The organism is Georgenia halophila (assembly GCF_039541595.1).
In genome coordinates this window covers 1-14208 of the sequence record NZ_BAABGN010000013.1, presented here as the reverse complement: position 1 = coordinate 14208, position 14208 = coordinate 1, and the positions used below count along the sequence as shown (strand labels likewise).

General features: G+C 70.4%; 11 protein-coding genes and 2 rRNA genes. 2 read left to right on the top strand and 11 right to left on the bottom strand.

Annotated elements, in window-relative coordinates; genetic code table 11:
• Window positions 1–125: 125 nt before the first annotated feature.
• Window positions 126–1655 (bottom strand): citramalate synthase, encoded by a 1530-nt coding sequence (gene cimA, locus ABD907_RS16155; protein WP_425555798.1) that lies wholly within the window; start codon window positions 1653–1655, stop codon window positions 126–128.
• Between the two features lie 548 nt (window positions 1656–2203).
• Here cimA and ABD907_RS16150 point away from each other — a divergent pair.
• The gene (locus tag ABD907_RS16150) at window positions 2204–2959 is read left to right on the top strand and encodes a class I SAM-dependent DNA methyltransferase (protein ID WP_425555797.1); all 756 of its coding nucleotides are present in this window, start codon (window positions 2204–2206) and stop codon (window positions 2957–2959) included.
• Window positions 2960–2968: 9 nt separating this feature from the next.
• On the opposite strand, the gene ABD907_RS16145 is transcribed toward ABD907_RS16150, so the two are convergent.
• Window positions 2969–4123 (bottom strand): branched-chain amino acid aminotransferase, encoded by a 1155-nt coding sequence (locus ABD907_RS16145; protein WP_345217396.1) that lies wholly within the window; start codon window positions 4121–4123, stop codon window positions 2969–2971.
• Between the two features lie 169 nt (window positions 4124–4292).
• The gene (locus tag ABD907_RS16140; RefSeq protein ID WP_345217395.1) at window positions 4293–5348 is read right to left on the bottom strand and encodes a 3-isopropylmalate dehydrogenase; all 1056 of its coding nucleotides are present in this window, start codon (window positions 5346–5348) and stop codon (window positions 4293–4295) included.
• Window positions 5349–5525: 177 nt separating this feature from the next.
• Between ABD907_RS16140 and ABD907_RS16135 the strand changes: the two genes are divergently transcribed.
• Complete coding sequence (locus tag ABD907_RS16135; protein WP_345217393.1) at window positions 5526–5957, top strand: DUF4870 domain-containing protein; 432 nt, start codon at window positions 5526–5528, stop codon at window positions 5955–5957.
• A gap of 153 nt (window positions 5958–6110) precedes the next feature.
• Here the strand turns inward: ABD907_RS16135 and ilvC are convergent, their stop codons facing one another.
• From ilvC to ABD907_RS16095, 8 genes are all read right to left on the bottom strand, one after another.
• On the bottom strand, window positions 6111–7139 hold the full coding sequence (gene ilvC / locus ABD907_RS16130; RefSeq protein ID WP_345217391.1) for a ketol-acid reductoisomerase: 1029 nt from the start codon (window positions 7137–7139) through the stop codon (window positions 6111–6113).
• A gap of 58 nt (window positions 7140–7197) precedes the next feature.
• The gene (gene ilvN, locus ABD907_RS16125) at window positions 7198–7725 is read right to left on the bottom strand and encodes an acetolactate synthase small subunit (RefSeq protein WP_345217390.1); all 528 of its coding nucleotides are present in this window, start codon (window positions 7723–7725) and stop codon (window positions 7198–7200) included.
• A 33-nt stretch (window positions 7726–7758) separates the two neighbouring features.
• Window positions 7759–9606 (bottom strand): acetolactate synthase large subunit, encoded by a 1848-nt coding sequence (locus ABD907_RS16120; RefSeq protein WP_345217387.1) that lies wholly within the window; start codon window positions 9604–9606, stop codon window positions 7759–7761.
• Between the two features lie 305 nt (window positions 9607–9911).
• A complete protein-coding gene (locus ABD907_RS16115) occupies window positions 9912–10586 on the bottom strand; it encodes a 4a-hydroxytetrahydrobiopterin dehydratase (protein WP_345217385.1) in 675 nt (224 codons plus the stop codon).
• Window positions 10587–10655: 69 nt separating this feature from the next.
• A complete protein-coding gene (gene ilvD, locus ABD907_RS16110) occupies window positions 10656–12365 on the bottom strand; it encodes a dihydroxy-acid dehydratase (RefSeq protein WP_345217382.1) in 1710 nt (569 codons plus the stop codon).
• A gap of 226 nt (window positions 12366–12591) precedes the next feature.
• Entirely contained in the window at window positions 12592–13467 is an 876-nt protein-coding gene (locus ABD907_RS16105) for a potassium channel family protein (RefSeq protein WP_345217381.1), read from the bottom strand.
• A gap of 319 nt (window positions 13468–13786) precedes the next feature.
• Window positions 13787–13903, bottom strand: a 5S ribosomal RNA gene (gene rrf / locus ABD907_RS16100).
• Between the two features lie 172 nt (window positions 13904–14075).
• A 23S ribosomal RNA gene (locus tag ABD907_RS16095) occupies window positions 14076–14208 on the bottom strand; the annotation flags it as partial.

Below are 14208 nucleotides of genomic sequence, written 5' to 3'. Positions count from 1 at the left end.
GACTCGGCGCGGTCCCGCCGCGGCCGCGCGAGGGCTACTCCGCGCGCCGAGGGCTACACGCGCAACAGGCGCCCTCGCCGCGGGGAGTGGCCCTCGGGCGCGATGACCCTCGCACCGGACTCAGGTCAGCGCGGCTCGACGCCGTGGTGCAGCAGGCCCCAGGTGATCGACTCGGTCAGGGCCTCCCAGCTGGCCTCGATGATGTTGGTGCCGACGCCGACGGTGGACCACCTCTGGACGCCGTCGGAGGTGTCGATGAGCACCCGGATGGTGGCGTCCGTGCCCTGCTGAGAGTCCAGGATGCGCACGCGGTAGTCGATGAGCTCGAAGTCCTCGATCTCCGGGTAGGTGCCGACCAGCGCCCCGCGCAGGGCGTGGTCGAGCGCGTTGACGGGGCCGTTGCCCTCGCCCGTGCTGATCATGCGGCCCTGGCCGGTGCGCAGCTTGACCGTCGCCTCCGCATCGATGGTGTCGGCGCCGTTCCCGCTGGGCCGGTGCTCGACGAACGCCCGCCAGCTCTCGACGTCGAAGAAGTGCGGCCCACCGCCGTCGAGCTCGGAGCGCAGCAACAGCTCGAACGAGGCGTCCGCGGCGTCGTAGGTGTAGCCATCCGCCTCGGCGGCCTTGACCCGGTTGGTCACCCGGGCGAGCAGGTCCGCCTGCCCGGAGAGGTCGAAGCCGAGCTCGCGGCCCTTGAGCTCGATCGAGGCCCGGCCGGCCATCTCGGAGATGAGCATCCGCATGTCGTTGCCGACGGTGACGGGGTCGATGTGCTGGTACAGGTCCGGGTCCACGCGGATGGCGCTGGCGTGCAGCCCCGCCTTGTGCGCGAATGCCGAGGAGCCGACGTAGGGCTGGCGGGTGTACGGCGGGATGTTGGTGATCTCGGAGACCGCGTGCGCGATGCGGCTGGCGTCCCCCAGGCCGGGCAGCGTGACCGCGGACTGCTTGAGCTCGAGGTTGGCCGCACAGGTGACCAGGTCGGCGTTGCCGGTGCGCTCGCCGTAGCCATTGATCGTGCCCTGCACGTGGCCCGCCCCGGCGGCCACGGCGGCCAGTGTGTTGGCGACGGCGCAGCCGGAGTCGTTGTGAGCGTGCATGCCCAGCCGGCCGGTGGTCCGGGCGCGGACGTCCGTCACGACCCGCGCGACGACGTCGGGCAGCATCCCGCCGTTGGTGTCGCACAGGACGACGGTGGCGGCGCCGGCCTCGAAGGCGGCCCGCACGCACGACAACGCGTACTCCGGGTCGAACCCGTAGCCGTCGAAGAAGTGCTCGGCGTCCACGACGACCTCGCGGCCGAGGCCGACGAGGTGGCGCACGGTCGCCGAGATCATCCGCAGGTTCTCCTGCCCGTCGGTTCGCAGGGCGCGCTCGACGTGGCGGATGTCGGACTTGGCGACCAGCGTGATCACGCCGGCCTCGGAGTCGACCAGGGCCCGGACCTGGGGGTCCTCGTCCGGCTGGGCGCCAGCACGGCAGGTGGAGCCGAACGCGGCGAGCCGGGCGTGGCTGAGGTCGAGCTCCTTCGCGGCCCGCGCGAAGAACTCGGTGTCCTTCGGTACGGCGCCGGGCCATCCGCCCTCGACGTAGTCGACGCCGAGCTCGTCCAGCAGGGCGGCGATGGCCAGCTTGTCCGCGACCGAGAGGTTCATCCCCTCCTGCTGGGCGCCGTCACGCAGGGTCGTGTCGTAGACCTGGACGGTGCTCGCCCGGGCGGCTGCGCCGTCGGCCTGGGCGGCGCTGGCTCGCGTGTCGGTCGTGCTCATGGGTGCTCCTCGGGACGGGTTCGCGACGCTGCCCGGCTCGCCGGCGGGGTGGTGCCAGTATCGGTGTCGACAGGACCCTCCTGCCGGCGACGCTGCCGGGTGTGGGTGGTCCCGGCAACAAAAAGACCCCCCGAGGTTACGGGAGGTCTGCGCATCGAGCGGGTGTGCTCGATGCGCTAGCCGATAATGAGCCGGAACTGCGTCACGAGGCCGAGTATGCCACATCGTCCACGTCCCGGACCATGGGTCCGCCGATCGGACATCCCGACGGCGGTGGGCCGGCGTCCGGTTCCCCGGCGGCGTGCGTTCGTCCGCGGGCGCCCGCCAGGCGCCCGCGCGGGCCGGAAATACGTCGACAGCACGACGGCGGAGGGGCACCCTGGCCGGTCGTGACCAGCAACCAGGCCGGCGACCGGCCCAGCAACCGGGCCGACGTGACAGATGACCGACCCAGCAACGCGCCCAGCAGCCAGGTGTGGGGCGAGGAGACCGCCCGCCGGTACGACGAGACGTCGGCCGAGATGTTCGCGCCCGAGGTGCTCGGGCCGACCGTCGAGCTCCTCGCCCGCCTCGCCGGCTCGGGCCGGGCGCTCGAGCTGGCGGTCGGGACCGGGCGGGTCGCCGTCCCGCTCGCCGAGCGCGGCGTGCCCGTGGCCGGGATCGAGCTGTCCGAGTCGATGGCCGCCCAGCTGCGGACGAAGGTCGACGCCGATCGGCTGCCGGTCGTCATCGGCGACATGGCCACCGCGCGGGTGCCCGGTGACTTCTCCCTCGTCTACCTGGTCTTCAACACGATCTCGAACCTCCTGACCCAGGACGAGCAGGTGGAGTGCTTCCGGAACGCCGCCCGCCATCTGGCACCGGGCGGGCGGTTCGTCATCGAGCTGGGGATCCCGCCGCTGCGCCGCCTCCCGCCGGGTCAGCTCAGCGCCCCGTTCGACGTCTCGGAGAAGCACCTCGGCTTCGACACGGTGGACCCGGTGACCCAACGACTGACGTCGTTCCACTACTGGCCCGAGGACGGCCACCACGGCAGGTCTGAGCACCGCTATCTCTGGCCGTCGGAGTGCGACCTCATGGCGCGCATGGCGGGCCTGGAGCTCGAGCGGCGCCTGGCGGACTGGGACGGCAGCCCCTTCACCGGCGAGAGCACCAGCCACGTCTCGGTGTGGCGCAAGCCCGCCGAGTAGCTCGCCGCCTCAGAGCAGGCGGTACATCCAGTCGTGGGTGTCGGGGCGCAGCCCGTACTGGATGTCGGTGAGCTCGGTGTACAGCTCCCTCGTGACCGGTCCCGGATCGCCGTCGGCGACGACGACGTCCCAGTCCGCGCCGGCGAGGCGCCCGATCGGGGTGATGACGGCGGCGGTGCCGCACGCGAACATCTCGGCGACCTGTCCCGAGCGGATCTGCCGGCGCAGCTCCTCGAGGTAGATGGTCTCCTCACGCACCTCGCGGCCGGCGCCGCGCAGCAGCTCGAGGATCGCGCCGCGGGTGCCACCCTGGAGGATCGTCCCGGTCAGGGACGGCGTGCGCACGGTGCCGTCGGCGTCGACGATGACGACGTTCATGCCCCCGAGCTCCTCGAGGTAGGTGTTCGTCGCGGCGTCGAGGAAGCAGACCTGCGCGAACCCCTTCTCGGCCGCCTGCTGCTGCGGCAGCAGGGACGCGGCGTAGTTCCCGCCGGTCTTGGCGGCTCCCATGCCGCCTGCGCCGGCGCGGTGGTGGTCCTCGGAGACCCAGATGCCGACCGGCTGGAAGCCCTCCACGAAGTACGGGCCCACCGGTGAGGCGATGGCCAGGTACTCGACCTCGTGCGCCGACCGCACGCCCAGGAACGCCTCGGTGGCGAACATGAACGGGCGCAGGTAGAGGCTGGACCCGGGCGTGCTGGGGACCCAGCGGTCGTCCGCGGCGACCAGTGCCGCGAGCGAGGCCACGAAGTCCTCCTCGGGCAGCTCGGGCAGTGCCAGGCGGTTGGCGGAGGTGTTCATCCGGGCGGCGTTGAAGCCGGGCCGGAAGGTCCAGACCGAGCCGTCGGCGTGCCGGTAGGCCTTGAGGCCTTCGAAGACCTCCTGCGCGTAGTGCAGGACCGCGGCGGCCGGCGAGAGCGTCAGCGGCGCGTACGCCTCCACGCGATGGCCCTGCCATCCCGCGTCGACGGTCCACGTGGCGCGGGCCATGTGGTCGGTGAAGTCGACGCCGAAGGAGAGCCGGTCCATGACGGCGCGGTAGGTTTCCTCGTCGGCGGGCGACGGGTTCACGGTGAGAGGGAAGCGGGGTGCCAGGTCGCGCGCAGCCGGCAGCTCCGCGGCTGACGGACCGGTGAGGACCTGAAGGTCGGGCCGGGTGCTCATGGGGCAAACCCTTCTCGGGTACGACGTCGTGCTGCATGGACGGTATCGCCGTCACCGCGCCGACGGCAGTCCTTCCGTGCCGCAGGCGTCGGTTCAGGTCGCGGGCGCCGCGGCGCCCGCCGTGCCGACGAGCGGGTTCCGGCGGCTTCGCCGGACCGGTGGCCCGTCGTCAGCCGGCTACTCGAACACCCAGCCGCGCGGCCAGCGCGTCCCCGATCTGCGTCGTCGTGCGGGGTGTGCCGTCGCGCTCGCCGATGTCCTCGGCGACGGCGGCCGAGACGCGCGCCGCCTCCTCCGTGAGCCCCAGGTGCTCGAGCATGAGGGAGACGGACAGCACCGTGGCGGTCGGGTCGGCCGTGCCGGTGCCGGCGATGTCCGGCGCCGAGCCGTGCACCGGCTCGAACATGGACGGCGCGCTGCGATCGGGATTGATGTTCCCCGACGCCGCGAGCCCGATGCCCCCGCTGATGGCGGCGGCGAGGTCGGTGATGATGTCACCGAAGAGGTTGTCCGTGACGATGACGTCGAAGCGCGCCGGGTCGGTGACGAGGTAGATCGTCGCCGCGTCGACGTGCGCGTAGTCGACGCTCACCTCGGGGTACTCCGCGCCGACGGCCTCGACGGTGCGGCGCCACAGGTGGCCGGCGTGCACGAGGACGTTGTGCTTGTGCACCAGGGTGAGCTGCTTGCGCGGACGTGCCTGGGCCCGCGCGAAGGCGTCGCGCACGACCCGCTCGACGCCGAACGCGGTGTTGACGGAGACCTCGTTGGCGACCTCGGCCGGCGTACCGACGCGGATCGCGCCGCCGTTGCCGACGTACGGACCCTCGGTTCCCTCACGGACGACGACGAAGTCGACCTCGCCGGGATCGGCCAGCGGGGTGGGCACACCGGGGAACAGCTTCGAGGGGCGCAGGTTCACGTAGTGGTCGAGCGCGAAGCGCAGCTTGAGGAGCAGGCCCCGCTCGAGAACGCCGGAGGGGACCGTCGGATCGCCGATCGCGCCCAGGAGGATGGCGTCGTGCCCGCGAATCGTCTCGAGGTCGGCGTCGGTTAGCGTCTCGCCCGTGGCGTGCCACCGCTTCGCGCCGAGCTCGAGCTCGGTCCGGTTGACGGTGACGCCGGAACCGGCCAGCACCGCGTCGAGCACCTTCAAGCCCTCGGCCACGACCTCGGGGCCGATTCCGTCACCCGGGACGAGTGCCAGGTCAATGGTCCGCGTCATGCCCGCCAGCCTATCCATCGTCCCAAGAACCAGGACGCCGATCTCATTATGCGGTCCAAGCAAGGTCGGCGCGTCCGGTCGCGCGTCGACCACTCGACAGTGACGCCGGAATGCGGGAGGCTCTGCGACTGGTACCGGCGGTGAGTCCCGCGGTTCACAGAGCACGAGGAGAGCCACATGAGCAACCAGCCGCCGGAACCCTACCGGCAGGAGCCCTCCCCGGGCGGGCCCGCCGACCGCCACCAGCCACCGTCGAGTCGCGACGACCAGGCCATCGCGGTGCTGGCACACCTGTCCCCGCTCATCGCCATGGTCCTGACCGCCGGCTGGCTGAGCTTTGTCGGCCCGCTCGCGATCTGGCTGATCTTCCGCGACCGCGGCCCGCTGATCCGCAATGCCGCAGCGAGCGCTTTCAACTTCAACCTCACGGTATGGATAGCCACCATCGCCGCGTGGATCTGCTTGTTCACCGTGATTCTGATCCCGGTGGCTATCGTGCTCTGGATCGCCGCGTTCGTCCTGCAGGTAGTCTTCTCCATCATCGGAGCCGTGCGGGCCAGCCGCGGAGAGATCTACCGCTACCCGATGCAGATTCCCATCTTGAGCTGAGGCGCCGACGGTTCCCGAGTGGAGTGACGCCGGCCCACCCCGCCACCGAGAGCAGGCTTCTCCACCGATTGCTGGTGCTTAAACACCCACATTCGGTGCGGCTGCCTGCTCTCGGCGGGTGGGTCAGCGCGCTTCACGGCCGGGGGTGGCTGGTCATCGCGCGACGCTTCCCTCGGTGTAGTCGGCGTCGCGGGACTCGGTCCATGCGAACAGCTTGCGCAGCTCACGGCCGGTGCCCTCGATGGGGTGCTGCTCGCCCTGCTCGCGCAGCTGGTTGAACTCGGGTCCGCCGGCGTCCTGGTCCTTGATGAACCGGTCCGCGAACGCGCCGGACTGGATGTCGGCCAGCACCGCCTGCATGCGCTCCTTGACGTCGGGTGTGATGACGCGCGGCCCGGAGACGTAGTCGCCGTACTCGGCGGTGTCGGAGATCGACCAGCGCATCTTGGAGATGCCGCCCTCCCAGATGAGGTCGACGATCAGCTTCATCTCGTGCAGCACCTCGAAGTAGGCGACCTCCGGCTGGTAGCCGGCCTCGGTGAGAACGTCGAAGCCGCTCTGGATCAGGTGGGTCACGCCGCCGCACAGGACGGTCTGCTCGCCGAAGAGGTCGGTCTCGGTCTCCTCGGTGAACGTCGTCCGGATGCCTGCTGCACGCAGCCCGCCGATGGCCTTGGCGTAGCTCAGGGCGGTGTCCCACGCCTGCCCTGAGGGGTCCTGCTCGACGGCGACGATCACGGGCACGCCGCGGCCGGCCTCGAACTCGCGGCGCACGGTGTGGCCGGGGCCCTTGGGGGCGACCATGCACACGTCGTGACCGGCGGACGGGGCGATGTAGCCGAAGCGGATGTTGAAGCCGTGCGCGAAGAACAGCGCGGCGTCGGGCTTGAGGTTGGGCTCGATCTCCTCGGAGTACACGCCGCGCTGGACCTGGTCCGGGGCGAGGATCATGACGATGTCGGCCACCTTGACGGCCTCGGCCACGGTGGCCACGGCCAGACCCTGCTCCTCGGCCTTGTCCCGCGAGGGAGACCCCTCGCGCAGGCCGACGACGACCTCGACCCCCGAGTCGCGCAGGTTCAGGGCGTGGGCGTGCCCCTGGCTGCCGTAGCCGACGATGGCGACCTTCTTGGACTGGATGAGCGACAGATCGGCGTCGTCGTCGTAGAACAGCTCGGCCACGGTGGTTCTCCTTCGGTTGGGTTGTGCCGCCCGGTCGGCACGGCAGGTCACGGGGTGGTCAGGCGGGTCGGACGGCGCGATCGGGTGCCCGGTCCGTCATGGAGCGCGAACCACGCGCGATGGCGACGACGCCGGACTGGACGATCTCGCGGATGCCGTGCGGCTCGAGGGCCGCGAGCAGCGCCTTGATCTTGCCCTCCGAGCCGGTCGCCTCGATCGTCACGGCGTCCGGGGCGACGTCGACGACGTGCGCCCGGAAGAGCTCGACGACCTGGAGGACCGCCGTGCGGGCGGCGTCGTCGGCACGGACCTTGACGAGCAGCAGCTCTCGCTGGACCGAGGCCTCGGGTTCGAGGTCGACGATCTTGAGGACGTTGATGAGCTTGTGCAGCTGCTTGGTGACCTGCTCGAGCGGCAGGTCGGCCGCGTCGACGACCACGGTGATGCGCGAGATCTCCGGGTGCTCGGTGGGCCCGACGGCCAGCGAGTGGATGTTGAAGGCGCGCCGGGCGAAGAGTGCGGACACGCGCGTGAGCACGCCCGGCTTGTTCTCCACCAGCACGGACAGGGTGTGCCTGGTGCTCATCGGATGCTCCTGGATCGGTCGGTCGCTCGCCTGTCACTCATCGCGGTCCCACTCGGGGGTGATGCCCTTGGCGTACTGGATGTCGTCGTTGCTGACCCCGGCCGCAACCATCGGCCAGACCATGGCGTCCCGGCTGACGACGAAGTCGACGACGACGGGCCGGTCGTTGATCTCCATGGCCTTCTTGATCGTGTCATCGACGTCGGCCGTCGACTCGCAGCGCAGGCCGACGCAGCCGTACGCCTCGGCGAGCTTCACGAAGTCCGGGATCTGCCGGCTCTGCTGACCGGTGTGCAGGTCGGTGTGGGCGTAGCGGCCCTCGTAGAAAAGGGTCTGCCACTGCCGCACCATGCCGAGCGAGGAGTTGTTGATCAGGGCGACCTTGATGGGGATGCCTTCCAGGGCACAGGTGGCCAGCTCCTGGTTGGTCATCTGGAAGCATCCGTCGCCGTCGACCGCCCAGACGGTGGTGTCCGGGCGTCCGACCTTGGCACCCATCGCAGCCGGGACGGCGTAGCCCATGGTGCCCAGACCGCCGGAGTTGAGCCACGTCCGCGGATGCTCGTACCTGATGAACTGGGCGGCCCACATCTGGTGCTGGCCCACGCCGGCGACGTAGACGCTCTCCGGCCCGGAGATCTCTCCGAGGCGGGAGATGACGTGCTGGGGCGCCATGAACCCGTCCTCGGTCGGCGTCCAGCCGAGCGGGTAGGTGGTACGCAGCTCGTCGAGCTGGTGCCACCAGCCCTCGAGGTCCGGCAGCCCGTGCTGGGCGTGCGCGGCCTTGAGCGCGACCGCCATGTCGGTGACGACCTCGCGGAGGTCGCCGACGATCGGGACGTCGGCGGTGCGGTTCTTCGAGATCTCCGCCGGATCGATGTCGGCGTGGACGATGGTGGCCTTCGGCGCGAAGCTGTTCAGCTGGCCGGTCACGCGGTCGTCGAAGCGCGCGCCGAGTGCGACGACGACGTCGGCCATCTGCAGGGCGGCGACGGCCGGGACGGTCCCGTGCATTCCGGGCATGCCGAGGTTCTGCGGGTGCGAGTCGGGAACCACTCCGCGTGCCATCAGCGTCGTGACGACGGCGCCGCCGGACAGGTTCACCAGCTCGAGCAGCTCGGGCGCCGCGTTGGCGCGGATCGCTCCACCGCCGACGTAGAGCACCGGCCGGCGTGCCGTGGCCAGCAGGCGCGCGGCCTCACGGATCTGCCGGGCGTGCGGCTTGGTCACCGGGTGGTAGCCGGGTAGGTCCATCTCCGGCGGCCACACGAACTCCGACGTCGCCTGCTGCGCCGACTTCGCGACGTCGATGAGCACCGGTCCGGGCCGGCCCGTGGACGCGATGTGGAAGGCCTCGGCGATGCGGGCGGGGATCTCGTCGGCGTCCGTGACGAGGAAGGAATGCTTGGTCACCGGCATGGTGGCGCCGACGATGTCCGCCTCCTGGAAGGCGTCGGTGCCGATCGCCGCCGCACCGACCTGACCGGTGATGGCGACGACGGGCACGGAGTCCATGTGGGCGTCGGCGAGCGCGGTGACGAGGTTCGTCGCACCCGGGCCCGAGGTGGCCAGGCAGACACCGACCCGGCCGGTCGCGGCCGCATAGCCGGTGGCGGCGTGGCCCGCGCCCTGCTCGTGGCGCACCAGGATGTGGCGCAGCTTGGTGGAGTCGAACAGCGGGTCGTAGGTCGGGAGGATCGCGCCACCGGGCATGCCGAAGATGGTGTCGACGCCCTGCTCCTCGAGCGAGCGCACGATGTTGCGCGCTCCCGTCGAGGGTTCGGTGATGCGAGCGGGCGGGGCGGCTACCGACGGCGCCACCCTGGCAGGCGCCGCTGGGGCGGCGGGACGCGGCGGCGCCGGGTGCGGTGCCTTGGCCATCGGGGCCTCCTGGTGGTGGTCGGTCCGTATCGAGTCTTCGCGGGCATGAAAAAACCCCTCGTCCCGGTTCGCGGGTCTCGAGGGGTGCGCGCAGCCGTCGTTCAGCGGGCGGCCGCGCGCCCGGTAAGTACTACGAGGTGCTTGTGCTGCATACCACCACCATAGCCGCACCGGACCCGCGAGTCACCCCGCCCGCCGGACGTCTCACATGGTGGAGCATGGATCCGCGTTCTGGACGCTGGTCGGCGGAGCGGCAGACGGGCGGCCGGTGCCTCTGGATAGCGCCCGCGGCCTGGCGAGCGGTGTCAGTCGTGCTCCCGCCAGGTGCACACGCACGCCTCGTTGCCCTCGGCGTCGGCGAGGACCCACCACGACGGCGAGTAGACGTCGCTGACGACGTGGCCGCCGGCCTCCAGGGCGGCAGCCACCCGGGCCTCGGCCTGCTCGTGCGGGACGTGCACGTCGAGGTGGATACGGCCCCTCCCCGGCCGCGGCGCGTCCATCTGCTGGAACCACACGCCGGGCAGGCGCCCGTCGGGGTCGCTGAGCTCGGTGACGTCAGTGAGGTCGTCCCGGGTGCCGCCGACCGGCCGGTGGCCGAGGACGGCCCGCCAGAACGGCACGACGGCCGGGATGTCGGTGGCATCGATGGCGATCTGCAACCCACGCGGGCGTGCGGGCTCGACCGGCGCCTCCAGCTCGGTGGCGATGGTCGAGACCCGCTCCGCCAGCGCGACGTCCCGCTCGGTGATGCCGCCGGCCGAGTGCGTGACCAGCGCGACGTGGACCCGCGCGTACCGCAGGTCGACGTCGGGGTGGTGGTTCATGTCCTCGGCCTCGTCGACGACGCGCCGCACCAGCTCGACGCCCCGGGGCATCGCCTTGGTGCGGAACGTGGCCACGAGACGCTCGTCGATGATCTGCCAGCCCGCCAGTGACGGCCGGGACTGGACGTCGGCGTGATCCAGCACCTGTGCCATACGGGCATGTTGGCACGACCCGCCCGGTGCGGCGAGGCGAGGCGGCGGGTCCGGTGAGGCGAGCGGCGCCTACTCGAGGATGGCGCCGCGGGAGGCCGACTGCACGAGCTTGGCGTACTTGCCGAGCACGCCGCGGGTGGCGACGGGCGGCAGGGGCGCCCAGCCGGCCGTACGACGTTCGAGCTCGGCCGGGTCGACGAGGATGTCGAGGGTGCCGGCGCCGACGTCGAGCCGGATACGGTCCCCGTCCTGGACGTAGGCGATGGGACCGCCGTCGACGGCTTCGGGGGCGATGTGCCCGACGCACAGGCCGGTGGTCCCGCCGGAGAAGCGGCCGTCGGTCATCAGGAGCACGTCCTTGCCGAGAGCCGCGCCCTTGATCGCGCCCGTGATGGCGAGCATCTCGCGCATGCCCGGCCCGCCCTTGGGGCCCTCGTAGCGGATGACGACGACGTCCCCATGGGTGATGGAGCCGTCCTCGAGGGCGTCGAGGGCCGCGCGTTCACGGTCGAAGACCCGGGCGGTGCCCTCGAAGACGTCGTTCTCGAAACCGGCGGACTTCACGACCGCGCCTTCCGGGGCGAGCGTGCCGTGCAGGACGGTCAGGCCACCGGTGGGTGCGACGGCGTCGGCGGGGGTCCGCAGGACCTCACCGTCGGGCGCGGCCGGGGCGAGGACCTCGAGGTTCTCTGCGACGGTCTTGCCCGTGACGGTCATGCAGTCCCCGTGCAGGATGCCGGCGTCGAGCAGCTGCTTCATGACGACCTGGATGCCACCGACCCGGTCGACGTCGGTCATGACGTACCGGCCGTACGGCTTGAGGTCGGCGATGTGCGGCACCTTGGCGCCGATACGCGCGAAGTCGTCGAGGGTGAGGTCGACTTCTGCCTCGTGGGCGATGGCGAGCAGGTGCAGGACGGCGTTCGTGGAACCACCGAAGGCCTGGACGACCGCGATGGCGTTCTCGAAGGCCTCCTTCGTCATGATGTCCCGGGCCGTGATGCCCTTCCGCAGCATCTCCACGACGGCCTTGCCGGCGCGGCGCGCGTCGGTGTCCCGTCGCCGGTCGGCGGACGGCGGGGACGCGGAGCCCGGGATCGACATGCCGATGGCCTCCGCGACGGTGGCCATGGTGTTGGCGGTGTAGTAGCCGCCGCAGGCGCCCTCACCCGGGCAGATGGCTCGCTCGATGCGGTCGACGTCCTCGCGGCTCATCAGGCCCCTGCTGCAGGCGCCGACGGCCTCGAAGGCGTCGATGATCGTCACGGGCTTCTCGGTGCCGTCCGAGAGCTTGACCCAGCCAGGCATGATCGAGCCGGCGTAGACGAAGACGCTGGCGAGGTCCAGGCGGGCGGCTGCCATGAGCATGCCCGGCAGCGACTTGTCGCAACCGGCGAGAAGCACCGACCCGTCCAGACGCTCGGCCATCATCACGGTCTCCACGGAGTCGGCGATGATGTCGCGCGAGACGAGCGAGAAGTGCATGCCCTCGTGGCCCATCGAGATCCCGTCCGAGACCGAGATGGTGCCGAACTGCAGCGGGTAGCCGCCGCCGGCGTGGACGCCATCCTTGGCCGACTGAGCCAGGCGGTCGAGCGAGAGATTGCACGGCGTGATCTCGTTCCACGAGCTCGCGATGCCGATCTGCGGCTTCGAGAAGTCCTCGTCGCCCAATCCGACGGCACGCAGCATGCCGCGGGCAGCAGTGGCCTCGAGGCCGTCGGTGACGGTTCGGCTCCGGGGTTTGATGTCGGTGGTCGACGTGGGCTCCGTGGTCATGCCGCGATTCTAGAGCCCGTGCGGGACAGCGAAGCGCGGACGGCCGCAGTGCGGACGCCGCACGGGCCGCCCGCGTGACCGGACCTGGTCCGGCCGCTTCCAGGAGCTCACCGGGAGAAGTGCCTCAGCTCCTCCTTGGAGAGCTCGAGGGCCCCCTCGTCAGGCGGACTGTGCTTCAGGCGCTGGCGTCGCCTTACCAGGGACGCGGGACGCAGCCCGGGGGCCTCTAGCCGGTCCCGGTCTGACCGTGGTCGTTGGCGTAGGCGGCGAAGATCTCCTCGACGCTGTCGCCGGTACTGACGAAGTCCGCCCTGAGCTTCTGCGCGAGATGATCGAGTGCCTCGGACAGCTGCTGCGCACCGAGCCGGACCTCGGGGGCCGGCGTGGCAGCGGCGGCATCCCGCAGCTCCAGTGCGTGGAACAGCTGGTGGGCCAGAGAGAGTTCCTGGTCCCGCTCACGGAAATAGAACCCCTCGCTGTGCTGGGTCAAGTCGATCCGCACATCGCTGACCTCGGCAGCGAGTGTTTCGAGAGTCCGGTTGAGCGTGGCCGCCTCCACCTGCCCGACGGCCTGGATGTAACCCACGTCGGCCAGCCGCTTCAGTTTCAGGGCCAGTGACCGGCGCCGCGCCATCGCAGGGTATATCTGCGTGAACCACGTCAGCGCGGCGGTGAGCAGAGCGAACCCGGTCAGGGCCTGTACCGGAGCGGCGAGGCGGATCCAGGGATCGGTGGGTACCACATCACCGAATCCCAGCGTTGAGAGGCTCGTCAAAGAGACGTAGAGCGCCCCGGCGAAGTCGGGATAGTCCGCCGGGTCCACCCCGGCGGAATACATGAAGCCACCCGGCACGTGGGGCAGATAGATCAGCGCCCAGCCGACGCCCTGCAGCACCGCCCACATGAGAACGACCGTGGCCATTCCCAGGGGTCCGACGGTCGAACCGGATCGGTGACCGATCGCCTTCGAAAACTTCCACACCGCCGCCATGACCCGGCTGCTCAGCGGACCCTGTCCGCTCGGATGCAGCAAGGTGTGGAAGATGTCGTACAGCCCGACGGCAATGACGAGAATCCCCGCAATTGTCAGCAGTACGCCCACCGCTCGATCCACCCTCCGTCTGGACGCCTCTCCAACCATGTCATGGTCGATGAGCGCACGCGACGCGGCCCGCGACGATCGAACCTTCACGTGCTCATGAGGCATGCCGACCCCGATCCGCCACGCTCGCTTCCGAACCTCGACCCCGCGGCGCACACGGGTCGGGCAGCCACAACCGCGCGCGCCGAAACTCGCTGCGACCGGCGCCGCGGCGCCCAGAGCCAGAAGGGTCAGCAGTCAAAAGGGCGGAGGGACCGTATCGGCGCTGTCACGCAGAAATGGCCCCCACCAAGCGGTGGAGGCCATTTCTGGAATGGGTGTTCGGCGGTGTCCTGCTCTCCCACAAGGTCGCCCTTGCAGTACCATCGGCGCTGAGGGGCTTAGCTTCCGGGTTCGGAATGGGACCGGGCGTTTCCCCCTCGCTGTGACCGCCGTAACTCTGTCGAGTCACACACTATTCAGTTCACACCACCCACCCCCGCGAATCGGTCTTGGGGGTGTTGTGGTGGTTCCCGCGTGTGTGTTGCTCGGGAACCGTACAGTGGACGCACAGCAACTTGGCTGTTGATTGTTGTTTCGCGTCTTACCGCGCCCCAATAGTGTTGGGTGGTGGCAAGTTGTCGGCCAATTAGTACCGGTCAGCTTCGCACGTTGCCGTGCTTCCACGTCCGGCCTATCAACCCAGTGGGCTACTGGGGGCCTTCCCACCACAAGGGTGGTGGAAACCTCATCTTGAAGCAG